The 26538-nt window shown below is 64.6% G+C and carries 26 protein-coding genes; 14 read left to right on the forward strand and 12 right to left on the reverse strand.

Annotated elements, in window-relative coordinates; all coding sequences use genetic code 11:
- Nucleotides 1–23 precede the first annotated feature (23 nt).
- The 3 genes from JJB99_RS15615 to JJB99_RS15625 are packed head-to-tail and all read right to left on the reverse strand — an operon-like array spanning nt 24 to nt 3298.
- On the reverse strand, nt 24–977 hold the full coding sequence (locus JJB99_RS15615) for an ABC transporter permease (RefSeq protein ID WP_200499579.1): 954 nt from the start codon (nt 975–977) through the stop codon (nt 24–26).
- 5 nt (nt 978–982) lie between these two features.
- Nucleotides 983–2269, reverse strand: coding sequence for an ABC transporter substrate-binding protein (locus JJB99_RS15620; protein WP_200499580.1), 1287 nt, complete (start codon nt 2267–2269; stop codon nt 983–985).
- Nucleotides 2270–2311: 42 nt separating this feature from the next.
- Complete coding sequence (locus tag JJB99_RS15625) at nt 2312–3298, reverse strand: ABC transporter ATP-binding protein (RefSeq protein ID WP_200499581.1); 987 nt, start codon at nt 3296–3298, stop codon at nt 2312–2314.
- A gap of 269 nt (nt 3299–3567) precedes the next feature.
- Between JJB99_RS15625 and JJB99_RS15630 the strand changes: the two genes are divergently transcribed.
- Nucleotides 3568–4275 carry a GntR family transcriptional regulator gene (locus JJB99_RS15630; protein ID WP_200499582.1) on the forward strand — a complete coding sequence of 236 codons (708 nt, stop codon included), beginning with the start codon at nt 3568–3570 and terminating at the stop codon, nt 4273–4275.
- Nucleotides 4276–4293: 18 nt separating this feature from the next.
- On the opposite strand, the gene JJB99_RS15635 is transcribed toward JJB99_RS15630, so the two are convergent.
- A complete protein-coding gene (locus JJB99_RS15635; RefSeq protein WP_200499583.1) occupies nt 4294–4503 on the reverse strand; it encodes a hypothetical protein in 210 nt (69 codons plus the stop codon).
- 370 nt (nt 4504–4873) lie between these two features.
- On the opposite strand from JJB99_RS15635, the gene glsA reads away from it, so the two are divergent.
- From glsA to JJB99_RS15665, 6 genes are all read left to right on the forward strand, one after another.
- On the forward strand, nt 4874–5881 hold the full coding sequence (gene glsA / locus JJB99_RS15640) for a glutaminase A (RefSeq protein WP_200499584.1): 1008 nt from the start codon (nt 4874–4876) through the stop codon (nt 5879–5881).
- 70 nt (nt 5882–5951) lie between these two features.
- Nucleotides 5952–7592 (forward strand): MFS transporter, encoded by a 1641-nt coding sequence (locus JJB99_RS15645; protein WP_246775260.1) that lies wholly within the window; start codon nt 5952–5954, stop codon nt 7590–7592.
- Nucleotides 7593–7961: 369 nt separating this feature from the next.
- Nucleotides 7962–8525, forward strand: coding sequence for an HdeD family acid-resistance protein (locus tag JJB99_RS15650; protein WP_200499585.1), 564 nt, complete (start codon nt 7962–7964; stop codon nt 8523–8525).
- A 23-nt stretch (nt 8526–8548) separates the two neighbouring features.
- On the forward strand, nt 8549–9895 hold the full coding sequence (locus tag JJB99_RS15655; protein ID WP_200499586.1) for a metal-dependent hydrolase family protein: 1347 nt from the start codon (nt 8549–8551) through the stop codon (nt 9893–9895).
- Nucleotides 9896–10335: 440 nt separating this feature from the next.
- Entirely contained in the window at nt 10336–12099 is a 1764-nt protein-coding gene (locus JJB99_RS15660; RefSeq protein ID WP_200500177.1) for a CYTH and CHAD domain-containing protein, read from the forward strand.
- A 106-nt stretch (nt 12100–12205) separates the two neighbouring features.
- Entirely contained in the window at nt 12206–13753 is a 1548-nt protein-coding gene (locus tag JJB99_RS15665; RefSeq protein ID WP_200499587.1) for an FAD-dependent oxidoreductase, read from the forward strand.
- Nucleotides 13754–13884: 131 nt separating this feature from the next.
- Here JJB99_RS15665 and JJB99_RS15670 read toward each other — a convergent pair whose 3' ends face one another.
- The 3 genes from JJB99_RS15670 to JJB99_RS15680 form a co-directional block, all read right to left on the reverse strand.
- Nucleotides 13885–14511 carry a transglutaminase-like cysteine peptidase gene (locus tag JJB99_RS15670; RefSeq protein ID WP_200499588.1) on the reverse strand — a complete coding sequence of 209 codons (627 nt, stop codon included), beginning with the start codon at nt 14509–14511 and terminating at the stop codon, nt 13885–13887.
- A gap of 329 nt (nt 14512–14840) precedes the next feature.
- On the reverse strand, nt 14841–15452 hold the full coding sequence (locus JJB99_RS15675) for a PilZ domain-containing protein (RefSeq protein ID WP_200499589.1): 612 nt from the start codon (nt 15450–15452) through the stop codon (nt 14841–14843).
- 330 nt (nt 15453–15782) lie between these two features.
- Nucleotides 15783–16274 carry an AAA family ATPase gene (locus JJB99_RS15680; RefSeq protein ID WP_246775308.1) on the reverse strand — a complete coding sequence of 164 codons (492 nt, stop codon included), beginning with the start codon at nt 16272–16274 and terminating at the stop codon, nt 15783–15785.
- 195 nt (nt 16275–16469) lie between these two features.
- On the opposite strand from JJB99_RS15680, the gene JJB99_RS15685 reads away from it, so the two are divergent.
- The 3 genes from JJB99_RS15685 (at nt 16470) to JJB99_RS15695 (ending at nt 18711) form a co-directional block, all read left to right on the forward strand.
- Nucleotides 16470–17621, forward strand: a complete 1152-nt coding sequence (locus JJB99_RS15685; protein ID WP_200499591.1) for a zinc-binding dehydrogenase — start codon at nt 16470–16472, stop codon at nt 17619–17621.
- A gap of 67 nt (nt 17622–17688) precedes the next feature.
- Entirely contained in the window at nt 17689–18099 is a 411-nt protein-coding gene (locus tag JJB99_RS15690; protein WP_200499592.1) for a VOC family protein, read from the forward strand.
- 99 nt (nt 18100–18198) lie between these two features.
- On the forward strand, nt 18199–18711 hold the full coding sequence (locus JJB99_RS15695) for a hypothetical protein (protein WP_200499593.1): 513 nt from the start codon (nt 18199–18201) through the stop codon (nt 18709–18711).
- Between the two features lie 18 nt (nt 18712–18729).
- Here the strand turns inward: JJB99_RS15695 and JJB99_RS15700 are convergent, their stop codons facing one another.
- Both JJB99_RS15700 and JJB99_RS15705 read right to left on the reverse strand, forming a co-directional pair.
- Nucleotides 18730–19083, reverse strand: a complete 354-nt coding sequence (locus JJB99_RS15700; RefSeq protein ID WP_200499594.1) for a cupin domain-containing protein — start codon at nt 19081–19083, stop codon at nt 18730–18732.
- Nucleotides 19084–19157: 74 nt separating this feature from the next.
- On the reverse strand, nt 19158–19658 hold the full coding sequence (locus JJB99_RS15705) for a hypothetical protein (protein WP_246775261.1): 501 nt from the start codon (nt 19656–19658) through the stop codon (nt 19158–19160).
- A 245-nt stretch (nt 19659–19903) separates the two neighbouring features.
- Here JJB99_RS15705 and JJB99_RS15710 point away from each other — a divergent pair, with 245 nt between their 5' ends.
- Nucleotides 19904–21856, forward strand: coding sequence for a DEAD/DEAH box helicase (locus JJB99_RS15710; RefSeq protein WP_200499595.1), 1953 nt, complete (start codon nt 19904–19906; stop codon nt 21854–21856).
- 76 nt (nt 21857–21932) lie between these two features.
- Here JJB99_RS15710 and JJB99_RS15715 read toward each other — a convergent pair whose 3' ends face one another.
- Nucleotides 21933–22220, reverse strand: a complete 288-nt coding sequence (locus JJB99_RS15715; protein ID WP_200499596.1) for a hypothetical protein — start codon at nt 22218–22220, stop codon at nt 21933–21935.
- Between the two features lie 345 nt (nt 22221–22565).
- Between JJB99_RS15715 and JJB99_RS15720 the strand changes: the two genes are divergently transcribed.
- Nucleotides 22566–22952, forward strand: a complete 387-nt coding sequence (locus JJB99_RS15720) for a COG4315 family predicted lipoprotein (protein ID WP_200499597.1) — start codon at nt 22566–22568, stop codon at nt 22950–22952.
- Between the two features lie 13 nt (nt 22953–22965).
- Here the strand turns inward: JJB99_RS15720 and JJB99_RS15725 are convergent, their stop codons facing one another.
- On the reverse strand, nt 22966–23520 hold the full coding sequence (locus tag JJB99_RS15725; protein WP_200499598.1) for a PAS domain-containing protein: 555 nt from the start codon (nt 23518–23520) through the stop codon (nt 22966–22968).
- A gap of 452 nt (nt 23521–23972) precedes the next feature.
- Between JJB99_RS15725 and JJB99_RS15730 the strand changes: the two genes are divergently transcribed.
- On the forward strand, nt 23973–24785 hold the full coding sequence (locus JJB99_RS15730; RefSeq protein WP_200499599.1) for a rhomboid family intramembrane serine protease: 813 nt from the start codon (nt 23973–23975) through the stop codon (nt 24783–24785).
- A 188-nt stretch (nt 24786–24973) separates the two neighbouring features.
- Nucleotides 24974–25402: a CBS domain-containing protein gene (locus tag JJB99_RS15735; RefSeq protein WP_200499600.1), complete on the forward strand. Its 429-nt coding sequence runs from the start codon at nt 24974–24976 to the stop codon at nt 25400–25402.
- Between the two features lie 18 nt (nt 25403–25420).
- Here the strand turns inward: JJB99_RS15735 and JJB99_RS15740 are convergent, their stop codons facing one another.
- Nucleotides 25421–26449 carry a patatin-like phospholipase family protein gene (locus tag JJB99_RS15740; protein ID WP_200499601.1) on the reverse strand — a complete coding sequence of 343 codons (1029 nt, stop codon included), beginning with the start codon at nt 26447–26449 and terminating at the stop codon, nt 25421–25423.
- Between the last annotated feature and the right edge of the window lie 89 nt (nt 26450–26538).

Consider the following 26538-nt stretch of genomic DNA (forward strand, 5'->3'; position numbering starts at 1 on the left):
CGGGGGCGTCCTTCCTTCATGCGCTAGAGCTCCTTCTTGATGTCGACGATGCGCGACATCATGGTGATGATCAGGAAGGTAATGGCGAGCAGGATCACCGCGTTGGCGGCCGCCGCGGGGAATTGCAGCGCGTTCACGCGCGTCTCGATGATCTTGCCGGCGGCGGCGATCTGCTGGCCGCCCATTACGCCGATGGTGATGAAATCGCCCATGACAATGGTGATGACGAAGATCGAGCCGATCACGATGCCGGGCTTTGCCAAAGGGATGATGACGTTGGCCAGGGTCTGGAAGCCGGTGGCGCCGGCATCATAGGCCGCCTCGATCAGCGACTTGTCGATGCGGATCATCGAATTGAAGATCGGCACCACCATGAAGAAGGTGAAGAGATGGACCAGCGCCAGCACCACGGAGAATTCGGAGAACAGCAGCCACTCCAAGGGTTGGTTGACCAGCCCGGTCTTCATCAGGCCGGAGTTGACGAGGCCGTTGCGGCCGAGCAGCGGAATCCAGGCGATCATGCGGATCACGTTGGAGGTCCAGAACGGGATCGTGCAGAGCAGCGACAGTCCCATCTGCCAGGTCCTGGACCTGACGTGGAAGGCAAGGAAGTAGGCGACCCAGAAGCCGATGAACAGCGTGATGGCCCAGACCAGGAAGCAGAGTTTGAGCGTCTTCAGATAGGTCTTGCCGATCGTGCAGAGATCGGGGAGCTGCGCGATGCAGCCTTCGAATGTGTCGGTGTAGCCGCGGCCCGAGAAGGCCGGCAGCAGCTGGTATTCATTGTAGTCCCAGAAGGAGACGATGACGACGAAGACGAGCGGAATCAGGAAGAAGGCGAGAAACACCAGCATCATCGGTCCGGCCTGGAGCCAGGAGACGCAGGAGGGCGACAGCCGCGTCGGCTTTGCGGCGCGCGCTGTGCCCGACCCCGGGATCAATCCCGGGGACGCCTGTTGCAGGACCTCTTCCGACATGTCCGTTACGCCGCGATGAACTCGTTCCACTTGCGGACCATGTAGTCGTTCTCGTCCATCACGGCGTTCCAGCACGCGACCGCGCCCATGCGATCCTCGTAGGAGCCGCCGTCACGCACGGAGCCTGCCTTCTCCAGCAGCGAGCCGTCGGGCGCCTTGATGTCCTTTTCGGCCGGCTTGCCTTCCATCCAGTACGCCCACTCATAGGGCTCCATATGCGCCTTCGCGGTGGAGAGCACGGCGGAGTAGTAGCCCTGGCGATTGAGATAAGCGCCGGCATAGCCGGACAGGAACCAGTTGACGAACTCATAGGTCCAGTCGAGCTTCGCACCCGACACGCCCTTGGAGACGCAGAAGCCCGAGGCCCAGGAGCGATAGCCTTCCTTCAGCGGTTGGAAGGTGCAGGCGATGCCCATCGAGCGCACCTTGGTCACCGCCGGCGACCACATCGACTGGATCACGGTCTCGCCCGAGGCCATCAGGTTGACGCTCTCGTTGAAATCCTTCCAGAACGCGCGGAACTGGCCCGCCTTCTTGGCCTCGGTCATCACCTTCATGGTGAGATCGATCTCGTCCTTGGTCATGTTGCCCTTGTCGGCATATTTGTACTTGCCCGTGGCTTCCACGACCATCGCGGCATCCATGATGCCGATCGAGGGGATGTTGAGGATCGAGGCCTTGCCCTTGAACTCGGGGTTGAGCAGCTCGGACCACGAGCTGATCGGCCGCTTGATCAAATCGGGGCGGATGCCGAGCGTGTCGGCGTTGTAGACTGTCGGGATCAGGGTGACGAATTCCGTCGCCGATGTCGCGAATTTCTTGGAGTCCTTGCCTTCGAGATAGAGCACCTTCCAGGGCGCGGTGCCCTGGCCGCCGATCTTCTTGCCGCCGGGCGTCTCGCCCTTGGTGAAGACGGGCGTGATGTTGTCGAATTCCTTGATCTTCTTTGCGTCGAGGGCAAGGATGTTGCCTGACGGCACGATCTTCTTCAGCGAGAAATATTCGGTGTCGAGCACGTCGAACGAGTTCGGCTGGGTCATCACGCGGTTGGTGACGTCGTCGGTGGTCGCGGTGATGTATTCGATCTTGATGCCGGTGTCCTTCAGGCACTGCCTGGAGATGTCGTCGCCTTCGTTCACGGCGGTACCGAGATAGCGCAGCACCTTGGTCTCGGCCGACTGTACATAGGGAAAGCCGGTGATCGCCCCGGAGCCGGCGGCAAGGCCGGCGAGACTGGCACTGCCCTTGAGCAGGGTGCGGCGGCTGAGGCCCTTCTTGGTCGTCTCGGTCATGTCAGTCACTCCTCTGTTGCGCATTCCACGGATTGAGCGGCGCTATTGCAGACGCTGCGCCTTGGCGGGATCCCAGGTGACCAGCACGCGATCGCCCGGACGGAAGGGGTGGACGTCGAAGGTGGCCTCGGGAACGTGGGAGAACAGGGCGGTGCCGTCGTCGAGCGTGAGCGAGACCGCGATGTAGGAGCCCTGGTATTCCGTCTGGGTCAGCAGCGCCGGCGCGCCGAACGCGCCGTCAGCGACCGACCGGATGCCGAACTGATCGGCGCGCACCGCGATCAGTTTGCCGGCGTCGCTGAGGACGTTGTGGCCGCCGATGAAGCGCGCCACGAATTCGGTGCGGGGATGGTGGAAGATGTCGCGCGCGGTGCCCTGCTGCTCGATCCTGCCGTGGTTCATCACCACGATGTGGTCGGCGAGCGCCATCGCTTCCTCCTGGCCATGGGTGACCTGGATGAAGCTGATGCCGAGCTCGCGCTGCAGCCGCTTCAGCTCGCCGCGCATCCTCACCCGCAGGAATGGATCGAGCGCCGACAGCGGCTCGTCGAGCAAGAGGATCTGCGGCTCAGTGATGAGGGCGCGGGCGAGCGCAACGCGCTGCTGCTGGCCGCCGGAGAGTTGTGCAGGGAGGCGGCTGGCATAGGATGTCATCGCGACGAGCTCGAGTAACTCGCCGGCACGCTTGTGTCTGGCAGCACGGTCGACGCCGCGCATTTTCAGGGCAAACGCCACGTTGTCGAGCACGGTCAGATGCGGAAACAGGGCGTAGGACTGGAACATCATCGCCGTGCCGCGCTTCGCGGGCGCGAGGTCAGTGACGTTCTGCGCGCCGAGGATGATGTCGCCCGCGCTGACCGCCTCGTGGCCCGCGATCATCCGCAGGGTCGAGGTCTTGCCGCAGCCGGAGGGGCCGAGCAGGCAGCAATAAGTGCCGGCCGGGATCTTCAGGCTGACGTTGTCGACTGCCAGCGTGGTGTCGTAGCGCTTGGTGACGGCGACCAGTTCGAGAGCGGCGGGAGTGGCCATGGCGTGTCCGGGAGGAGGGCGGTGCTTCATGCCTCTCTCCGCAAGGTCCGTGCCAACAGCGTTTATTCGGTCGATTCTGAAAAGTGTGTAGCGGAGTCAGATCGTTAGATCGAATGCGGCGCAGTCGGGCTGCCCGCCACCTGCGCGATCTCCTGCACACAAAACGGGCGTCGATTGTATAAAGTTTCGCCTGTGATTGGATACGAGACATCGACTAACCTCCGCACAGATCGTCGGCGATCGAGCTTCAAATCCGAATCCGCAAATCCATGGCCGCCAACACCCGCCAAAAATCCGTCGTGCCAGATGCGAGCGATCGCGTCAGCCGGATCAGGGAGGGCGTGACCGCCGCGATCCTCGAGCATCGATTGCTGCCGGGGACGAAGCTCGGCGAGGATGAGATCGGCGAGATCTATGGCGCGAGCCGCACGCTGGTGCGCACCGCGCTTCAGCAGCTCACCCATGAAGGCATCGTCAACATCGAGAAGAACCGCGGCGCCTTCGTCGCGCGGCCGAGCCCTGCGGATGCCCGCGAAGTGTTCGAGGCGCGCCGCCTGATCGAGCCGACCATCGTCGATCACGCGATCGATGCGGCATCATCTGTCTGGATCGATCGCCTTCAGCAACATCTTGCCGAAGAGCGCGAGGCCGAGCTGCGCGGCGATGCACGCGCCTCGGTCCGCCTCTCCGGCGAATTTCACCGTCTCGTTGCCGAAATGAGCGGGCACAGCATCTATCTCGGCTTCCTCAAGGAGCTGATCGCGCGCTCCTCGCTGATCATCCTGCTCTACCGCCGCCATGACACGCCGGTCTGCGGCACCTCACATCACGGCCGCATCGTCATCGCGATCCGCAAGCGCGACAAACAGGTCGCGCGCGCGCAGATGCTGTCGCATCTGCGCGAGATCGAGGCCGAGCTATTCCTGAAGGATCCCGCTGCCGACGAGCTGCGGCTAGCAGACGTGCTCGGCGCGTGAGCAAGCTGCGCCGGCTGCCTATGGCAACCGAGATCCTTCGTTTCGCCTGACAATCTTCAGCACCATCAAACCTGCGCCAAGAACCAGGAAAAGAACGCCGAACAAAGTCGTGCCGCTGGATTCGAAGGTTACGCCGATCGCGGTTAGCAGGCATCCGACGATGATGGCGAAGAGCCCGCCCAGCTTCTTGACCAGCAGGACATGTCCGTCACTCGTTTGTGCTACCATATTGCGCCTCGTTCATTTCATGTAGGGCTGTCCTCGCGCCTCCCTTCACCCCATGATGCTCTCGCGCAGCCCGCGGGCGATCGTATCCCAGGGCATGCGTATTGCAATCTCGCGTTGAGATTTGCTTCGAGGTCGTTTCGCTCTTTTGATTAGAGTTCGATGCAAGCGCGACAGAAGCGCTTACGCACATGCCGGAAATTCCCGGCCCTGTGTGCAGCCGTTGATCTCTCATAGAGTCGAATGGCTGAGATGCAAAATCGCCTTGTGGTTGCAAATTGACTCACGGCGATTATCGGAATCAACTGAAAAGCGAGCGTCGAGTTCTAGAACGGAGCCGACATTAGGTGAATCCGTTCTGCGGAGTGCGTCCATGGCGCGATCTCTGGCTGACGAGCGAGATACTGCCCACCAGACGGGTTACGTCTCAACCGGCCATTTGCCCGGCTCTGAGACTGTGCAGTCCTTGGTGAACGAGGCGCAGCGACGGTTTCAATCAAATCGCGACGGAACCAATTCGCAGGTCTACCCCGCGCTTGCGCGGGTCCCCAGTGAGCTATTTGGTGTCTGTGTCGTCGGAACCTCGGGCCAAGTCTACGGTGCCGGCGACGTTGACTACCAATTTTCCATCATGAGCGTGTCAAAACCGTTCCTGTTCGCGCTGGTCTGTGAGGCGATCGGCCCCGAGGAGGCGCGCACCAAGCTTGGCGCAAACGCGACCGGGCTCCCGTTCAATTCGCTTGCCGCGATCGAGCAGGGCAGCGGCCGCACCAATCCCATGGTGAATGCCGGCGCGATCGCGACGACCAGCCTTGCGCCGGGCGCTACTCCCGCAGCGCGTTGGAATTTCATCCACGAGGGGTTGTCGCGCTTCGCCGGCCGCGAGCTCCCTCTCAATGAAGAAGTCTATGCCTCCGCATCGCAGACCAATTTCCGCAATCGCAGCATCGCGCGGCTCCTGGAGAGCTACGATCGCATCTATTGCGATGCGAAGGAGGCGACCGACCAGTACACCCGGCAATGTTCGCTGAACGTGAGCGCCCGCGATCTCGCCGTGATGGGGGCGACGCTGGCCGACGGTGGTGTCAATCCGGTCACGAAACAGCGTGTGGTCGACGCATCGGTCTGTCACTACGCGCTCGCCGTCATGATCACGGCCGGGCTCTACGAGACGTCCGGAGACTGGCTCTACGACATCGGCCTGCCCGGAAAGAGCGGGATCGGCGGCGGCATCGTCGCGGTCTCGCCCGGCAAGGGCGGCTTCGGCACCTTTGCCCCACCGCTCGATGCCGCCGGCAACAGCGTGCGGGGACAGCTCGCCGCGAAGTTCCTGTCGCAGCGGCTGGGCCTGGATTTGTTCGTATCGCAACCGGAAGAGTGAATCGAATGCTGCAGGGATCGGAGGGCCCTTGGCCTTGCCGGTCGCAACACCGATGAAGCCGGAGGACGCCATGGCCACGCAGACAATCTCGATCGGCGGCATTCACCAGGACGAACGCGCATCGTGGATTCCCATGATCGCGATCGCGCTCGGCCAGATGATCATGTCGTTCAACGTGGCCTCGCTGCCGGTCGCAATGGGCGGCATGGTCGCGAGTTTCGGCGTGGCGCCGACCACGGTTGCGACGGGGATCGTCGCGTACTCCATGCTGGTCGCGGGTTTCGTGATGCTCGGCGCCAAGCTCGCCCAGCGTTTCGGCGCGTTGCAGGTGTTCCGCGGTGCGGTCGTGCTCTTCTTCGTCTCCCAACTCATGATGACGTTCAGCCCGACGGCGACGGTCATGATCGCGGCGCAGGCGCTGTGTGGCGCGGCAGGATCGGTGATCGTTCCCTCGTTGGTTGCGCTGATTGCGGAAAACTATGCCGGCCGGCAGCAGGCGACCGCGCTGGGCGCGCTCGGCTCGGCACGCGCGGCCGCCGGCGTGCTGGCCTTCGTCATCGGCGGCGTGCTCGGCACTTATATTGGCTGGCGTCCGGCGTTCGGTATCCTGATTGCGGCCTCCGCCATCGTCTTCCTGATGAGCTTCCGCCTGAAGCCGGATCGCGGCCGGCCTGATGTGCAGATCGATCTCGTCGGCGTGGCTCTTGCCGCAAGCGCGGTCATCCTGATCAGCTTCGGCTTCAACAATCTCAATGGCTGGGGCCTCGCGGTCGCGACCTCCAATGCACCCTTCGATCTCGTCGGTCTCTCGCCTGCGCCGATCATGATCGTCCTCGGCATCGTGCTGGGCCAGGGCTTCCTGATGTGGACGCACCGGCGCCAGGCCGCAGGCAAGACACCGCTGCTGGCACTCGAGGTGATCGACTCGCCGGAAGAACGCTGCGCGGTCTTTGCACTGTTTGCAGTCGTGGCGCTCGAGGCGGCTCTGAACTTCACGGTGCCGCTCTACATCCAGATCGTGCAGGGGCGCTCGCCGATTGCGACCGCGATCGCCATGATGCCGTTCAATCTCACGGTCTTCTTCTCTGCGATGCTGATCGTGAATGTCTATGAGCGGTTGACGCCGCGTCAGATCGGCCGCTACGGCTTTGCATGCTGCACCATCGCGCTGGTATGGCTCGCCTTTGTCGTGCGCAACGACTGGAGCGAGGTCCCCGTCCTGCTCGGGCTGGTGCTGTTTGGCATAGGCCAGGGCTCGCTGGTGACGTTGCTGTTCAACGTGCTGGTGACGGCCTCGCCGAAGGCGCTTGCCGGCGACGTCGGCTCGCTGCGCGGCACGACGCAGAATCTCGCCGCGGCGCTCGGGACAGCCGTGGCGGGAGCTCTGCTGGTGGGCCTGCTCAGCACCATCGCACTCGGCAAGATCACGGCGAGCCCGGTGCTGACGCCGGAGCTTCAGGCCCAGGTCGATCTCGACAACATCACCTTCGTCAGCAACGACCGCCTGCGCAGCGTGCTCGAACGTACGAGCGGCACGCCGGAGCAGGTCGCGGAGGCGGTGCGGGTGAATACCGAGGCGCGGCTGCGAGCGCTCAAGATCGGCCTTCTGATCATGGCGGGCCTCGCGCTGATCGCGATCATTCCGGCGGGACGGCTGCCGAACTATCTGCCGGGCGAGATTCCCGGCGATGAGTCCGCTGCAAAGACCTGAGCTGAAAGCAACGGCCAGGGGATTTGGCAGGAGATTTGGAAGGAGAACCTCATGAGCGAGATGGATCGCCGCGGCGCGCTACGCGCATTATTCGGGGGCGTGATCCTCGCCGGTGCCGGTGTGGGCGTGTGGACGCAGGCTGCCGCGGCCTTGTCGGATCCGTCGCCCCTCGATCAGCCCGCGCCGCCCAGAATTGAACCCGCGTCTCGCGCCTATGCACAGGTTGCCCGTCGACGGCCGGCTCCGGTCCATCGCCCGCGGCCCCGGCCGCGTCCGCCGGTGCACCGGCGGCGCCGGCGCTGGGAGTGCTGGTGGCATCGCGGCCGCCGCCATTGCGGCTGGCGCTGGAGATAACCGAAGGAGGACGACATGACGACTTACGATCACAGCGCGCCGATGGGCGCAACCGGCCTGCCGCAACCGTCCCGCTGGGTCTGCGTGCTGCTCGGTCTCTTCATGGTGTTTGCGGGACTCATGGTGCTGGGCGACGTTGCGTTCTTCACTATGGTCAGCGCGCTCTTCATCGGCTGGATGGCCATCGCCACCGGCGCGTTCGAGATCTTCCATGCGTTCTGGACCAAGGGCTGGGGCGGCTTCGCCTGGCAAATGGTGCTTGGCATTCTCTACATCGCCTTTGGCATCATTCTGGTCAGCCAGCCGGTGACCGGCGCGCTGCTATTGACCTATGTGCTTGGCCTCGCGCTGCTGATCTCCGGCGTGGTGCGAATGCTGATCGGCTTCGGCCGATGGCGGCTAGGCGGCGGGATCATGCTCGCGTCCGGCCTGTTCGGCGTGCTCGCGGGGTTCGTCATCCTCACGGGCTTTCCGATGACCGGGCTCTGGGTGCTCGGCATGCTGCTCGGCATCGATCTGCTGTCCCACGGTATCGGATGGCTGACCTTCGCCTGGCGGCCGACGGCGGCAACTGCGTAACGGCACACCGGCGGAGACTGATCATGTCGAAGGCGCGGGCCGGCATCGCCGCGCTGCTTGCGGCGCTTCTCTGTAGCGCATCGCCCGCGCCGGGCCAGCAGGACTCCGTCGTCCTGTTCCGCAACGTCAGAATTTTTGACGGAAGCAACGCTGCGCTCTCCGGCGCGTCCAACGTCCTCGTCAGGAACGGCAAGATCGAGAAGATATCGATCGCGGACCCGGCAGCCACCGCCCAGGTGATCGCCCAGGTGATCGAGGGCGGTGGCCGCGTGCTGATGCCGGGCCTGATCGATGCGCATTGGCACGCGATGCTGGTGCGCCCGACGCCGATGGCCGCGCTCGCCGGTGACATCGGCTACAACAATTTGCTCGCCGCGAGCGAGGCGACCGCGACGCTGATGCGCGGCTTCACGACGGTGCGCGACATGGGCGGGCCGAGCTTCGGCCTCAAGCAGGCCATCGACGAGGATCTCGTCGCAGGTCCTCGCATCTATCCATCCGGCGCCATGATCACGATCACCGGTGGCCATGGCGATTTCCGCCAGCTGTCCGATCTGCCGCGCACGATCGGCGGCATGCTCAGCCGCATGGAGCGGATCGGCGGCAGCATGGTCGCCGACAGTCCGGACGAGGTCCGCGTGCGGGCGCGCGAGCAGTTGATGCAGGGTGCCTCACAGGTCAAGCTCACGGCAGGCGGCGGCGTCGCATCGCCATTCAGCCCGCTCGACGTCTCCACCTTCACCGAGCCCGAGCTGCGCGCGGCGGTGGAAGCCGCCGACAATTGGGGTACTTACGTGGCCACGCACGCCTACACGCCGGCCGCGATCCAGCGCTCGATCGCGGCCGGCGTGAGATGCATCGAACATGGCCATCTCATGGACGAGGAGAGTGCGCGGTTGATGGCGGAGAAAGGCATCTGGCTCAGCACGCAGCCGTTCCTCGATCTCTCCGGCGCCGCCGCATTGGGACCTGCGGAGGAGGACAAGATGCGGCAGGTGGTTGCCGGCACCGATCGCGTTTATGCACTCGCAAAAAAATACCATCTCAAGACTGCCTTCGGCACCGACATCCTGTTCTCGAAGGCGCTGGCGGACAGGCAGGGCTCGATGCTTGCCGCGCTGACGCGCTGGTACACGCCGGCCGAAGCACTGACCATGGCGACGTCGACCAATGCGGAGCTGTTGAACCTCTCGGGCCCGCGCAATCCCTATCCCGGCAAGCTCGGTGTGGTGGAGGAGGGCGCGCTTGCCGACCTGCTCCTCGTTGACGGTAATCCGCTCGACAACATCGCGCTCGTCGAAGATCCCGCGGAGAATTTTGTCGTGATCATGAAGGGCGGCAGGATCTACAAGAACAGCCTCGCGCACTGACGCGCTGTGCGCGTGGCGCGGCCTTGCGGCCTTGGAGCCGACTAGTCGCGATCCTCAGGTGCCGGCTTTTTGCGCCGCGAGGCGGACGCAATCTCCGGAACTGCCGGCGGCCTCGCCGGGCCTGTCACGATCTCGGGCCCATCGTCCGAGGCGTGACTCCTAAGCGTCTCCAGAACCAGAAAGAATTTCTCGGCTAGCATGAGCTCGTCACGCGTTCATCTCGATTTGGCGACCGACGAGATTCGCCGGCGACTCGGTCACTTACTGTACGCTGCGGCAATTTAATTGGTGATGCCAAGCCGAATTATGACAGTCCGCGCCTGATTTTCGCGCCCGCAGCATCGTGTGGACGATGATGCGTTGCGACCTAACGTTCCTATTCCTTGCGGGCCCGACCGGCTATATGCTGGCTCTGTCATCGAATTGTCATGTCACCGGAAATGCTAAAATCAGACGCTACGCCGGCTCGCAAGACCACGAGCGCGCCGGATGGGAATCCTGTCCCAAAGGACAGTAAGAGAACGCACGTCGTTGCCGGCTTCCTCAGGCAAATTGATCCTGCTGGGCCCGCTGCGGCACCTGCGATCGTCGAGGGCGCTGTGATCGATCAGACGCCATCGGAAAGCACGACGGCTGCGCCAGAGCCGAACCCTGCGGGGCGTCCCGCCGGTGAAATCGAGCTGAAGCTTCTCGTCGATGCCGAGCGCATGGCGCATTTCAATGCTGCGCCGGTCATCGCTGCCAATGCGCGCAGCAAGGGCACGCGCAAGCATCTGAAATCCGTCTACTACGACACGGCCGACCGCGCGCTTCGCAACAGCGGCCTCAGCCTGCGCGTGCGCCAGAGCGGCGCGCGCTTCGTGCAGACCGTGAAGACCGAGGCCGTCGACGATCCGCTGCGCCGCGGCGAGTGGGAGGCGAGCGTTCCCTCGCTTGCGCCCGATCTCGCCCTGGCGATGCCGTTCATTCCGGAGAAGCTTCGCGAACACCTCGAGACGCAGCCGCTCGAAGCGGTTTTCACCGCGGACATCCATCGGCATGCGCGGATGATCGACCTGCCGTCGGGCACGGTCGAGATCGCTTTCGACCAGGGCGAGCTCACGGCCGGCGAGCGGTCGCTGCCGGTGAGCGAGATCGAACTTGAACTGAAGAGCGGCAGCGCCGGCGCGATCTACGAGATTGCGCTGCGCCTTGCCGAGCACGGGGCGGTGAAGCCGTCGATCCGCAGCAAATCGGCGCGCGGCTTCGATCTCGCCGCTGACAAGCCGCCGGCGGCACGCCGGCCGCGCAAGCTTCAGCTCGATGCGTCGGTCACGCTCGACGAAGCCTTCGAGACGATCTTGCGCTCCTGCCTCCACCATCTGCTGCAATCGCTGCCGGCGGCCGAGGATGGCCGCAATCCGGAAGGCGTGCATCAGCTGCGCGTCTCGCTGCGCCGGCTTCGCTCGGCGCTCGACCTGATGCGATCGGTCGGCGCGCTCAGCAATCTCGATGCGCTGCGGTCGGAAGCCAAATGGCTGGCGCAGGACCTGTCGGCTGCGCGCGACTGGGACGTGTTCCAGCTCGAGACCTTGCCGATGATTGCGTCAGCCTGTCCTGCGGTCGCCGGTTTCGACACGCTGGGCCGGGCCGCGGCCAGGCGTCAGTCCGAGGCCTATCGCAAGGCGCATCGCGCGCTTGGCGATCGCCGCTGCGCGGTGTTCCTGATCGGCCTCGGCGGCTGGATCGAGACGCGGGGCTGGCGCAACGACGTCGCCGCCGAAGATCTCGGCCAGCTCGCCGAGCCCGCCGTCAATTTCGCCGAGCGCATCCTGTCGGAGCAGCACGCCAAGGTGCTCAAGCGCGGCCGCCGCTTCAAGTCGCTGTCCGCCGAGCAGGTGCATCGGGTGCGGCTCGCGGCCAAGCGGCTGCGCTATCTCAGCGAGTTCCTGCTGCCGCTGTTTGCCGATCGCAAATCCGCGAAACGCTACTCGCGCCGGCTCGCCGGCCTGCAAGAAGAGCTCGGCGCCTTCAACGACATGGCCGTTACGGCTTCACTGCTCGATGAGCTCGGTGGCGAAGCCCCCGACAGCGCCATCGCGGCCGCTGCGATCGCTGGCTGGCAGGCGCGCGCCTCGGTCGGGGTGCAGCCCGCCCTGCAGAGCACGTGGCGCGATTTCGCCGCCGCGCGGGTGCCGTGGTCGCGGCAGGCCGAGCAGGGCTGATCGGGTCTCGCTTTCCCAAACCCGACTTTTGCAATGCGTCTCGCTCGGCAGGCCGGATAGGAACTCTCTTCCTGCCGCGCCGTTTGGTTGGTCGAGGAGCATTGTCATGAACGTACGGGACGAGCACACCCGATCGCTCTGGATGGATGTTCCGGTTGCCGATGCGCCGGCGCTATCCGGGACGATCGGCACGGACGTCGCCGTCGTCGGTTCTGGAATTGCCGGGCTATCGATCGGCTATGAGCTCGCCAGTCATGGACGCTCGGTCGTGGTGCTGGACCGCGGCGGCATCGGCAGCGGCATGACGGCGCGCACGACCGCGCACCTCGCCACCGCACTGGACGACGGCTACGAGGCGCTGGTGCGGGTACGCGGCTTTGACTGTGCGCGGCGCTACTATCAGAGCGTCGCCGACGCGATCGATCGGGCCGAAGCCATCCAGGCTACCGAGCACATCGATTGCGATTTTCAACGCGTCGACGGTTACTGGGTGCTGGCGCCCGAAACGCCCACGTCCGAGCTCGACAAGGAATTGGATTGCTGCCGCAAGCTCGGGATTCCCATCGAGAATTGCGTCGAGCCGACCCCGTTCCACTCCGCGGACGCCGTGCGTTCGTTGCGCTTTGCCCGGCAGGCGCGGCTACACCCGACCAGATATCTCGCTGGGCTCGCGAGCGCACTCCAGCGTCGGGGGGCGCGGCTTTACGCCGATACCTGTGTCGAGAGCATCCGTCAGCGCCATGGCGACATGGTCGTGACGACTACCTCAGGTCACGAGGTCCACGCCGCCGACGTGGTGGTCGCGACCAACTCGCCCGTCAATGTGCAGGTGGCGATCCACACCAAGCAGGCGCCTTACCGCACTTATGCGCTTGCCGCCAGGATCGCGGCCGGCGCGCTGAAGGATGCGCTCTATTGGGATACGCTCGATCCCTATCATTATGTCCGGCTCCAGCCGCTCTCCACCGACGAGGATATCGTGATCATCGGCGGGGAAGATCACAAGTCGGGTGAAGCGAACGATGGCTCACAGCGCCTCGATGCGCTCGAGCGCTGGGCGCGGGAGCGGTTGCCCGGTCTGCGCGAGGTCACTCATCGATGGTCCGGCCAGGTGCTGGAGCCGGTCGATTTTGCCGGGTTCATCGGCCGCAGCCCCGACGAGGAGCATGTCTTCATCGTCAGCGGCGATTCCGGGCAGGGGATCACGAACGGCCTTGTCGCCGGCCTGTTGGTGACGGATCTGATCACGACGGGCGCGAGCCCGTGGGAAGATATCTACGCGGCGTCACGGAAGATCCAGAAGAACATCGGCGAGTTCATCAGCGAGAACATCACGCCGCTGAAGAATTTTGCGGAGTATCTTGCGGCGAGCGAGATTGCGAGCGTCGAGCGGCTGCGCCCCGGCGAGGGGCGCCTTGTCCGCAGCGGCCTGAAGAAGATTGCGGCTTGCCGGGACCGTAACGGGCGTCTGCATCTGCACTCGGCGAGCTGCACCCATCTCGGCTGCGTCGTGCACTGGAATGCGCTGGAGCAGTGTTGGGATTGTCCGTGTCACGGTTCGCAGTTCGCGCCCGACGGCACAGCGCTCAACGGTCCGGCGATTTCGCCGCTGGGCGCGGCCGATAGACCCGCCGACGTTGAAGCCGCGGAGTGAGCGGCAATCCCCAAAGAAGTTGCGGCCAGGCTTTGGGGGAAGCCTGGCCGCGCGCGAACCGGTCTGGGACGGGGAGGGGTGGGGATGTGACCGGGTCGCGTAACTCGTTCTCTCGTACCTACTGATCGTAACTACTGGTCTCTTGCGCTGGCGGTGGAGACCGCCGGCTTGGTATCTCCGAGCGAGACCCAGACGTTGGGATCGCTCTGCGACTGGCGCTTGACGAAGCGGTAGCCGGTCTCCGTCCAGGCCACGACGCTCTCGTTCTGATTGTCGAGAACGAACTCGCCCTTGTCGGTCTTCACCGTCAGCACCGCGTGTCCTTCGCCCTTCTTGTCGCGCACGACGGTGATGAGCAGGGCCTCGCGGGGCCATCCGGCATCGATCAGCATCTTGCGCTTCAACAGCACGTAGTCTTCGCAGTCGCCGTAGCCGTCGGTTGGCAGCGACCACCGCTCGATCACGCCCCAGTGCTCCTGGTCGGTCAAAGGCTTGACGGTCTCGTTGACCCAGCGATTGACCTTGACGAGGTCGCGCCATGCCGCCTGCGACATCACGATGTCGCGGGGCTGCGTCGGCCCGCCCTGGCACTGCGCGGCATTGTCCGCACAGAATTCGACCCAGCCGATCGGCGCACGCGTGGTGTCGCCGAGGCTTGCGTAGAGCAGACGGCCTTCGCCGGCCTGCGCTGTCGCGCTGATCCCGAAGAGCATGGCGGCGATCGCCAGTCCCTTCCCCTGTCCCCTGAAATCAAACATTGCGGCCCCCGTTTCTTGTTGGGACCACATTGCGCGCGGAGCTTTTGCGTTGCCGCTAAGTCAGCCAAGTCAAGTCGAGACGAATGCAAGTAAAACTGTCGGCGAATTCGATCTATACTTGAATCGAAGTCGAATAAAATTCGAGAATACTGCAATTGATTCAAATTTTAGGAATTAACGCCGAAACGCTGATGCAGCTGGCGTTTCCGCGCGCCAGTGCGTCGGCATTAACCCGCGCCAGGCCGGTCACGACACATGAAAAAGGCGGCGTCCGCATCGCGGAGGCCGCCTTTGAGCTGGAAAAGCAGTGGTTTTGGCGCGCTTTCGCTTTACCGCGCGGTAACGCTCTCTTCGAGTGTCTCGGCCGGCTGCTCGTGCATGAACTCGAGCGCGAAGCCGTCTTCGAGGTTGCGGACCACGCGGCCCTGGACCCGGCCGAGCAAAACCGTCGATTTCAGCGGCGGCCGGTTCTCGGCGGCAATGGCCGCGCCCGACAGCGACAGGTCGATGATGCGGCAGGTCATCTTGGTGCCGTCCTCGAGCGTCAGCACCGCGATCGGATTGCGCGGCACGATACGGTCGTGGCGGCGATCCTCCGGCAAATTGAGGATGTCGCGGTTGGCGAGCCAGGTCAGCTGTGCGGCGAGCTTGTCGCGCTTGCGCGGCGTCGCCCCGATCGTCATGGCAAAGCCGTTGTCGATGATGCGGGTGATCTTGCCCTCGACGCGGCCGATATGGTCGAGATAGGCGACCACGCGGTCGCCGACATTGCCGATGCCGGGCGCGAGCAGCGCGACGCCCCCCGGCGACATGTTGATCACCTGGCAGGGGAATTCACGGCGGTCCGGCAGCATGTAGCGGCCGAGCAGGTGAACCTTCACCCGCTGGAAACGCCGACGTTCCTCGGCGGCCGGAAGAAATTTTTTGTTCGCCAACGCCATTTTCACAACCCGACCCCCCGCCTGGCGGAGTCCGGGACGACCCTAAGATGCACAGGGTTAATGCCGCGTTAGGATCGAGCGTGGCGATGACGGACGGAAACAATGCGCTCGAAAAGCCACACCAGGGGCGAGCAGGCCAATACCGTCAACGCGCCACGAACGAGCCGGGACGCGTCTATGGGATTTTGCGGAAGCGGGTTCAATGTCACCTGGGTAGGACTGGATCCGTCCCTATACGGTCGCTGGTGAGCGCTCTTGGGTGTGGGAGCCCACGGTCCCGCGCCCGGAGGAGCGCAGCGGGACCCGGGTGTCCTCCACGGCGGCAACGGCCTAACCGATCTCACGGCGAACATAGGCTTCAGCCAGTTCGACGAGACGATCAACCGCGCCATCGGCGGAATCGAGTACCAGATGCTCCTGATCCCAGGATTCATAGTGGCGCCTCGCTACGTCGTCCCAGCTTGGCAGTTCGTGACCGCTGATGTCGGGATCTCGGCCTTCAACGCGCCGCCGGTGCAAAGCCATGTCGCTACAGACCATCTCGATCTCGACGATATGTGCCGAGTTCTGCAGGGCGGTCTGCCGCCAGCCCGCCCGGCTTGCCAGCACCGGATTTACGCAATCGGCAATGACGGTGCGGCGAAGCTTGAGATTTTCAGCGGCAAGAGCGTTCGCGACGGCGTATCCCGTGACTCCAACTGCGAGACCTGCACTCCGCAAGGTCTGCTCAATAGTATCGATCCGGAGATAGGTTGCGGCGAGCCGTTGTGTCAGCTCGCGAGCGACCGTCGTCTTCCCGGTGCCGGGAAGGCCGCCGAACACGATCAACGCAGGTGGTCGCAATTCCATGGTCTGATCCCGGCGGAGGTCCGAAGCAGGCTTGCGTGGCCATGTGCAGCCTGCGGATACAACTGCGGCGTGTCGATGTGCCCAGGTATTTCCAACGTCGCAAGGCTGTCATAGGCTGATCGCAGCCCGCACCGATCAATCATAACAGACGGACATTGAGGAAAACCCATGGACCAGATCCGCGTCTGCACCCATGCAGGGCCGGGCTCGGAGCCCGTCATCCGCACCGTGCCGTGGCCGAAGGTTGGCCGCAAGGGCGCGTTGATCAAGGTCGGCGCCTGCGGTGTCTGCGGCACCGACCTGCATATCCTGAAGGGACATTGGCCGAAGCCGCTGCCGTGGCCGTTCACGCTCGGCCACGAGCTCGGCGGAATCATCGTCGAATGCGGCGACGAGTTCACTGAAGACTTCATGAGCAAGCCGCTGACCGTCGGATCAAAGGTGATGATCCCGCCGCTGATGCCCTGCGGGCGCTGCTACTATTGCATTCACTACCCGCAAACCGCTAACAAGTGCGTGACGCCGGTCTATTACGGCCGCTATCTCGGCTTCGATAAACCACCTCATATGTGGGGCGGCTGGGCCGAATATGTCTATGTCGATCTCGAGATGCTGCCGGGCACCAAGATCTACAAGCTCCCGGACGACATGTCGCTGCGCCTCGGTGCATTGTCCGAGCCGCTGACCTCCTGCATCCGCGCCTTCAACCGCGCGGCCCGCGCCGGCGGATTTTCCTGGGGCGACACGGTCGTGATCCAGGGCTCTGGTCCGATCGGCATCCTGGCGGTCGCGGCCGCAAAGGAGATGGGGGCGGGGCGCGTGATCTGCGTCGGCGCGCCGGAAGAGCCGCGGCTCAAGCTCGCTCGCGAATTCGGCGCGGAGGCGACCGTGAACATCGAAGAGCTCAAATCGCCGCACGAGCGCATCGATCGCGTGCGGAACATCGTCGGCGGCTTTGGCGCCGATCTCGTGATGGACTGCTCGGGCCACCCCTCGGCCGGCCCCGAGGGCATCGAGATGCTGCGCGACGGCGGCACCTATGTGGAGATGGGCCAGTTCACCGATGCGGGCTCGATCGAGACCTCCTGGCACCGCATCTGCACCAAGGACCTCAACGTGCTGGGATCCTGGGGCTTCACCGGCAACGACCTGCCGCTCGGCGTCGACATGCTCTACCGCACGGCGGGCAAATATCCTTGGGCGAAGATGCAGACGATCTATCCGTTCACGGAAGCGGGCATCGCGCAGGCGGTGAGGGATGCGATGGCGATGAAGACGGTGAAGTCGACCATCGTGCCGTGGCCGGAATTGGTGGAGTGAGATGAAGTGTCCCGCATATCGCTTCGCTCATGCGGGCGAGGGATCGGAGTTTGGGCTGAAAAACGAGATGACACCTGAACCATCCCCGCTCTCCCCCTTCCGCGCCATCCGCGCGATCGACTACACCGTCATCTTCGTGCGCGACATGGCCGCGATGCGGCGCTTCTACGAGGACGTTCTGGCCTTGTCCGTGCTCCGCGACCTCTCGCCGAACTGGATCGAATACGGCCTCGGCAGCAACACGTTGGCGCTGGCAAGACCGAGCCGGACCGCGACTGACGCGCCGGTACCGGCTGGGACCGCTTCGCTGCAACTGGCCTTCAAAGTGTCCAGGGCCGAGGTCGATCAATGTGCCGACGAGCTCGTGCGCCGCGGCGTCGCGCTGCTGTCGCCGCCGACGGATCAGCCGTTCGGACATCGCACGCTGTTCTTCCGCGATCCTGACGGCAATCTGTTGGAAATCTATGCGGAGATATGAATCGGATGCCGTAAAAGTTCCATCTGATATCCGCGACTTATCCATGCTGAGGTGAAACTAAGGCCCAAGTTCCGGCTTTCACTTCGCATGAGAGGTGCTGTGAAGCGAATCCTTAAACCCATCACCTACATCCTGGCCGCCATCTACTTCCTGGTGGATGCGGTCTTCATGGCCGTCGCAAGGCCCATAGGGCGCTGGATCGGGCGGCATTTCGAATTCAGGCGATTGCGCGCCTGGATCAAATCGCTGCCGCCTTATCCGTCGCTTGCCTTGTTTTCCGTGCCGGTGATCATTCTCGAGCCGATCAAGCCGGTGGCCGCCTACCTCGCGGCGACCGGCCAAATCCTGAGCGGGGCGGTGACCTTCATCATCGGCGAGTTGCTCAAGCTCGTGCTGGTCGAGCGCCTGTTCCATCTCACCCGTGACAAGCTGATGCGGATTCCAGCGTTTGCGTGGGCGTACGGGAAAGTCGTCGAGGTGAGGGAGTGGCTGCAGGCCACCGAGGCCTGGCGCATGGTCCGCGCCCTGAGCCATGCAGCGAAAGACTATGTTGTGCGGGCACGGGCAAGGCTCGTCGGCGGCTTCAACAGGCTGGTGACCTCCAGGGATTAGGGCCGCCGCAAACGCGCTTTAGGCGAGCTTGCGCGCTGCGGCGGTGGCCTTGTCGCCGGTGTTCGGTGTGCCGGTCGGCTCGATCAGCAGGAGATGAACCTCCTCGCGTGCCACCGGGCGATGCTCGACACCCCTGGGCACGACGTAGAGCTCGCCCGGACCGAGCGTCACGGTGCGGTCCCGCAATTCGATATCCAGCTGGCCCTTCAGGACGAGAAAGAAATCGTCGGTGTCGTCGTGCTTGTGCCAGGTGAACTCGCCTTTCACCTTCACCACCATCACGTCGCAATCGTTGAAGGTGGTGACCGTGTGCGGCGACCAGAAGTCCTGCAACGTCGTGAGCTTGTCGGCGAGCGAGATTCCGTCGGCCATGTATCCTCCCCTCTTGCACACTCGTGGGCCACGATTTGGGATCGCGTGGCTGACACGACAAGGCGTGCATCCGGTCAATCGCCGTTCTTCACCACCGTTGCGCCCACCACCTTGGTGCCCTCCAGCTCCCGCACGATCCGCTCGTCCGGCCCAACGATGCCGAGATCGAACTCGCGATCTGGCGTGACGAGGATCACGCGCTGGCCGGCGATCACGAGCACCGTCATGTCGCTGCTCTCGCCTTCCACGGCCCAGGCGCGGATCTCGCTGGTATAGGGCTCCTTGCGCCAGGCATTGGGAGAGCCTGGATCGCAACGGATTTCGACGCCGTCCTCGGACGTGGTCAGGACCAGCTTTGAGCGGCTCGGCTTCCAGCGCTCGTCGAGGAGGTCATTGACGAGCCAGAGACAGCTGAAGCTCGCGCATTCGGCAGGCCGCTCGGCGTAGATCGCGCAGCCGCGACCGGGATTGCAATGCGAGCACCAGGTGCTCGCCGGCTTGGCGAACGCCTCGATGGCCATCACCTTGCAGCAAAGCGTGCAATCGCCACAGGCGCGTTTGACGGAAGGCGTCACGCGGTCGTTCCCTTTGGAGCCGGTTGGCTTCAGGTTAATCAAGGTGGCTGCAAAAGTCCGCTGCAACCTTCAGGCGCGGCTCTTATCAAGAAGCCATGCATCACAGGGATGGTGATTTCCCAGCACTTGGCGTAAAGAGCCTCCAATCACATCGCCAGCGTGCGGCCGGGCCGATTGCCGCGCACGCCAGCTCAGGTCCGCCGGTTCATCGTTCCGCGCCTGAATTAACCAAGGTTTCCCATCTCGTGTCTGTTCCGGCCCTGACCCCGCCGCTCGCCCAAGCTTTGGCCGAGCGGAACTATGATTCACTGACCCCCGTCCAGCTCGCCGTGCTCGCCCACGAAGCCAATGGCCGCGACCTTCTGGTCTCGGCCCAGACCGGCTCGGGCAAGACCGTCGCCTATGGCTTGGCGATTGCCAAAAATCTTCTCGATGATGCCGAGCGGTTCGAGCAGGCCGGTGCGCCGCTTGCCCTGATCGTGGCGCCGACCCGCGAGCTTGCGCTCCAGGTCCAGCGCGAGCTGGCCTGGCTGTACGGCCAGGCGGGCGGGCGCGTCGTCTCCTGCGTCGGCGGCATGGATCCGCGCCGCGAGCAGCGCGAGCTTGCGGCCGGCGCGCATATCGTCGTCGGCACGCCCGGCCGGCTCTGCGATCATTTGCGCCGCGGCCGCCTCGATATCTCCGAACTGACCGCGGTCGTCCTCGACGAGGCCGACGAGATGCTCAATCTCGGTTTTCGCGAGGACATGGAGTTCATCCTCGAGACCACGCCGGAGACCCGCCGCACCCTGCTGTTCTCGGCAACGTTCCCGCGCGGCATCGTGGCGCTGGCGCGGCAATATCAGCGCGACGCCTTCCGGATCGAGGTCGCCGGCGACGAGGGCGGTCACGCCGACATCGAGTACCGCGCCATCCGGATCGCGCCCGCCGACGTCGAGCACGCGGTCGTCAACGTGCTGCGCTTCTTCGAGGCGCCGAGCGCGCTGGTGTTTTGCAGCACGCGCGATGCGGTCAGGCATTTGCAGGCGGCGCTTTTGGAGCGCGGCTTCTCCGTGGTCGCGCTGTCGGGCGAATTGACGCAGAACGAGCGCACGCTGGCGCTGCAGTCGCTGCGCGACGGGCGCGCCCGCGTCTGCGTCGCGACCGACGTTGCCGCCCGCGGCATCGATTTGCCGAGCCTCGACCTCGTCATCCACGCCGATCTGCCCAATGATGCCGAGGTGATGCAGCATCGCTCCGGCCGCACCGGTCGCGCGGGACGCAAGGGGACCAGCGTCCTCCTGGTGCCGCCGGCGCGGCGGCGGCGCGCGGAGCTGTTGCTCAATCTCGCAGGCGTCGATGCGGTTTGGGGCACGGCGCCGCAGGCCGACGAGATCCGCAAGCTCGATCACGCGCGCATGAAGGACGTGCTGTTCACCGAGGAGACCACCGCCGACGATCTGGCGCTGGCGCAGGCGTTGCTCGCCGAGCGCCCGGCTGAGGACATCGCAGCCGCACTGGCGCGGCTCTATCGCGCGCGGCTGCCGTCGCCCGAAGACATCATCGGTCCCGGCGAGCGCAGCGGCCGGCCGCGCGACGAACGCGGTCGCGACAACGTTCGGGCAAAGGGCGGCGATGAACGATCCGAGAGGCCCCGGCCCAAATCGGGCAAATCGCCGTCGAAACGTGGCATGACCGACGGCAGCGTCTGGTTCCGCGCCAACATTGGACGAAACAAGAATGCCGAAGCGCGCTGGTTATTGCCGATGATCTGCCGCCGCGGCGGCATCGACAAGGGCGACATCGGCGCCATCAAGATCATGGATACCACGACCGAGTTCGAGATTTCCGAGCGCGTCGCGGACTCCTTCTCCGTCAAGATCAAGCGTCCGGACAAGGAAGACAGCATCCGCATCGAGCCGATGGCGGATGCGCCGCTGCGGCAGGCGTCTTCGGAGGAGCGGTCACACGCGCCGCGGCGCGAAAGGGACGACCGCGATCACCGTGAACGCCGGGGCGATCACCCACGCGATGCCCGTGAATTCAAGCAGCGCGGCAAGGCGCTCGGCGAGCGCGGGCCGAGATTCGACGATGCGCCTGCGTTCGCAAAGAAAAAGAAGCACAAGAACAAGCCGGGCCACGCAGAGCCTGCGGTCACGCCGTGGCCCGTGAAAGGCGCCGCCGGGAAAAAGAAGACGAAGAAGAAGCACCGGGGCTGAACGGCTTCGGTCAGCGCGAACGGACATGATGCCGCCGGATCGCGCCGACGGCATCATTTGAAAAGTCGGCGAGAGCTCAGCGGCCGCCGCCGCCTCCGCCACCGCCGCCAGCGCCGCCGGCATCACGCAGCGACGTGTTGTAGCGCGGATCGGTCTGCCGCATGTAAGTGGGCGAGATGTCGCTGGTGATGCGAAGCACGCGACGTCCGCCCTGCGGCGGCGCTTCGATCAAGCCCATGCAGCCTTCGAAGAAGGCGGTGTCACAGCCGTAGGTCCGGTACTGCGCTGCGCTGGCACTCGTCGCGCTGAATGCGGCTGTCGCAGCGAATGCTATCAAAGCAACTTTCGACAATGTGAGTTTCATGGAAATTCTCCCAGTCTCGGTTCGGCGAGACCAGAACGGTCCGCACAGCCTTTCGACGGGAGTTGATCGAAGCTGGTTCGGGCCAGACCCTTCACGCCCGCGTGAGCCGGGCCGCCGGGGGCGTTGCGTCGTAGAGAGGTCGCGCAGCATGCAGGTCGCAGCTTCGCCATAGGATGCGAGCCTGGCGCGCCAGTGCGGCTTGCTCATGTCGATCCGTCTCACGCCGTCCAGTTTATTCCGCCGCACGGCTGCGCGCAGCGAGAAATATCTTGAGCGCGATCTCAGGAATACCACGCCACGCGCGGCGTCCTACCCATGCAAGCCAATTGCATGACAGGAGAACCCATGACGTCCTCGATCCGCCTTGCGCTCACACTCGCCGCCGCGCTCGCCATCGTTCCCGCCGCCTTCGCCGCGTCGCCGACCAAGACCGGCAAGACTGATAAGGGCAACGTGCTCACCGACGCTAAGGGCATGACGCTTTACACCTTCGACAAGGACATGGACGGCAAGTCGGCCTGCAACGGTCCATGCGCGACGAACTGGCCGGTGCTGAAGGCGGAGCCGAGCGACGCCGCGGCGGATGGCTACACCATCATTACGCGCGACGACGGCTCCAGGCAGTGGGCCTACAAAGGCAAGCCGCTCTACACCTTCGCCAAGGACGCCAAGCCTGGCGACATCACCGGCGACGGTTTTCTCAACGGCGCCTGGCATCTGGCGATGCCGTAATGCGTGAAGCTGCCTACCGCAGTCCCTCATACACCATCAGCCCGCGGGCGATCTGCAATTTGCGGATCGCGCGCGGCAACAGCTTCTCCGGCTGGTGCAGATAGCGCCAGGAGGTGAGGGTGAAGGGGCCGAGCGCGCCGCATTCGTCGTCGAACGGCGCGAGCACGCCCGTGACGCTGACGGGCGTGTGCGGGCGGGCGTTGAACGGGAGCAGCAGCAGCTCGAGATGCGCCTTGCTGCCGTCCTCGCGCGCGGCGGTGACGCCGGCGATCGCGCCCAGCGTCTCGTCGGCGACGACGGTCGTGATCTCCTCGATCTCGCCGCGACTCGCCTCGCCGAACAGCGCCGCAAAGCTTGCGTCCTTGAGGTCCGTTCCCGCCAGCGCGCAGACACGTGTGCCGGCGACCCGGAACGGGAAGCCGAGCTTGGGCTCGCAGGATAGGACAAAAATGTCGCCGAGCAGGCCGCGGACGGCGGCCGGATCGATGTCGGCCCGGTCAGGGGCCCGCGCAGTGCCGCGCTTCTCGTCCCAATACGCGAAGAAGTCCCGGCTCGACCTTTGTTTCATGACTGAACGCTCGCCCCGGGGTGCGACCTCGCGGGACAAACCTGTCCCGCTTCAGTGCACCCGCGATCCCTTTGTTGTTGTGCAGGAGGGGCTTTGCAGCGTCTATGCCGTGGAGGCGTTTTCGCGTCCGTTAACGCCGCCTTTGCGCTGTTAACGTTAAATTAACTACGCGCTTTGCGCGCGTCCCGCCGCTGCTATGGTGACCGCTGTCGCAAGCCTCGCCGCTTTCATCCAGGTTCTCGGCGAGGCCTGTACACGGGCGTCAAACAGTTTGGCCGCGGGCCGGGGAGGGGTGGGGATACACCTTCATTCCTCCGGGATCGGAAGGCCAACACGGATAGGCAGGGCTTTCCCAGGGCCCTGCCTTTTCCTTTTGTGCACTTGCGCAACGCCGGCAAAGGCGACTATCTGCAAGCGGTACCGCTCCGATCGCGCCCGAAAGCGAAGCTGCCTTGGATTCCCCGCCACATTCTCCGCAAGACTCTCAGCCGGTCGTCGCTGAGGAAGCTCCGCGCGAGCCGATCCTGACGCTGCCGCTGGCGCTGACCGCCTATATCCTGCTGCTGGCGCTGATCCATCTGCGGGTGCTGCTGCCGCCGGAGCTGGAGAACTGGACCATCGACGTCTTCGGCTTCATCCCGAAGCGCTACGATTCCTCGCTCCTCAATTTGCAGATCCCGGGCGGGGCCGGGGCCAAGGTCTGCACTTTCGTCACCTATTCGCTGCTGCACGCCAATCTGACCCATCTCGGCTTCAACGTGCTGTGGCTGCTGCCGTTCGGCAGCGCGCTGGCGCGGCGCTTTGGCGCTGTCAGGTTCTTCCTGTTTCTGGCGGTGACGGCAGCGGCCGGCGCGCTCGCCCATCTCGTCACCCATGAGCATGCGGTGGCGCCGATGATCGGCGCCTCGGCCTCGGTGTCGGGGGCGATGGCGGCCGCGATCCGCTTCGCCTTCGTTCGCGGCAGCTTCCTCTCGTTCAGCCGCTCGGATGCCGATACCGCTGCAAAGGTTCCGGCGCTGCCGCTGTCGCGCGCACTGCGCGACGGACGGGTGGTCGGTTTCCTCGCGGTGTGGTTCGGCGTCAACATCATCTTCGGCGTCGGCGCGATCGGGATCGATTCCGAGACCACGAGCGTCGCCTGGCAGGCGCATATCGGCGGCTTCTTCGCCGGCCTGCTCTTGTTCGCGCTGTTCGATCCCGTGCCGCGCGTGCGAAGCGATGATGCTGCGGATGCGTCATCACGGGACGTTTCAGACCGCATTTGAAGCAGCGCTTGCGGCGCAGCCCGAATTCATCCATCATTTGCGAGAAGAATGTTCCGGAGCCACACGTCGTTAGCGGCGATGCTTCGCAAAGCGCCCGAGCATGAAACCGGCGCTGAAACTGTTAGTTGAAGACTCGCGAACAAGTCCGGACCGCGCAAAGCGGACGGCTCCGATTCAGGGAGGCGACAATGACGGTACGTTCCATTCTCAACGCCAAGGGCCACCAGATCATGAGCGTCGAGCCCGACGCCAAGCTGGCTGCCGCGGTCAAGCTGCTCGGCGAGAAGAAGATCGGCGCGGTGCTCGTGATGAACCAGAGCCGGCTCGAGGGCATCCTGTCCGAGCGTGACATCGTGCGCGTGCTCGGCGAGCGCGGCGCCAGCGTGCTGGAGGAGCCGGTCTCGGAGGTCATGACCCGCAAGGTCGTGACCTGCAAGGAGACCGACACCGTCGCCGAGCTCATGGAGATGATGACGACGGGCAAGTTCCGCCATCTGCCCGTGATCGACAACGGCAAGGTGGTCGGCCTGATCTCGATCGGCGACATCGTCAAGCGCCGCGTCCAGGAATACGAAGCCGAGCAGGAAGCCTTGCGCGACTACATCAAGACGGCCTGACCCGCCTCCGCGTCCGCCTCACTCGTCGGCTTTGGGCGCGTTGCCCGCGGGGGCCGGCGCGAGCACTTCGATCGCCTCCTGGATCGACTCCAGCGCGCGTTCGGCGGCGCGGGTGCCGTGTGCGATCAGGTCCTCGGCGCGATGGAAGTCGAACCAACCGAACTGGCCGACCCGGGGTATGATCAGCATATCCGGGGGATCGCCGGCGAGGCGCGCGCGGGTGATGCGGTCCTGCATGATGTTGAAGGCGTCGACCATCACCGAGGAGATGCCGGGACGTCCACCGCCGCCGAAGAACTCGCGCTTCATGGTCTTCTCGGGCGAGAAGAAACGCGGAAAGCGCCGCTTGGCGGCCGGCTCCTCGGCGACAGGTGCGATCGTCGCGGGCATCGCGCCGTGCGAATAGATCGTGGTGGAATGGGTGAAGACATCGCTGGAAAGGTTTGCGGCGATGACGATTTCGGCGCCGAGCGCGCGAGCGGCCGAGACCGGCACCGGATTGACCAGCGCGCCGTCCACCAGCCAGCGGTCGCCGATCAGCACGGGCGAAAAGATGCCGGGCAGCGCATAGGAGGCGCGCATCGCATCGACCACGCGGCCCCGCGTCAGCCAGATCTCGTGGCCGGTGCGGACCTCGGTCGCGACGGTGGCGAACTTGATCGGGAGATCCTCGATCAGGGTCTGGCCGATCGCCTCCTCGAGCCGGGTCGCCAACTTCTCGCCGCCGATCAGGCCGGAGCCGTTGAGACGAATGTCGAGATAGCCGAGGATGTTGCGCACGCCTTGCAGGCTGCGCCCCCACTCTTCCAGCGTGTCGAGCTGGCCCGCCGCATAGGCGCCCCCGACCACGGCACCAATCGAGGTGCCGACCACGACATCAGGCACGATGCCGTTGGCGATCAGGGTCCTCAGGATTCCGATATGGGCAAAGCCGCGCGCTGCGCCGCCGCCGAGGGCAAGACCGATGATCGGGCGCCGTGTGGTCCCGAGACCGACCTTGTCGCCATTCGAGCCGTTCGCACTGCGGCCCTTCAAGATATCAAGCACCAGACTCTCCTACCGGCCAGCCCTCATACCAGACTAGGCACCGCAACTCCGCTCCGCCAGAACGAGGGCCGAGCATGGTTTATACCGTT

This window comes from Bradyrhizobium diazoefficiens (genome assembly GCF_016616235.1).
In the GTDB taxonomy this organism is placed as follows: Bacteria; Pseudomonadota; Alphaproteobacteria; order Rhizobiales; family Xanthobacteraceae; genus Bradyrhizobium; species Bradyrhizobium diazoefficiens_H.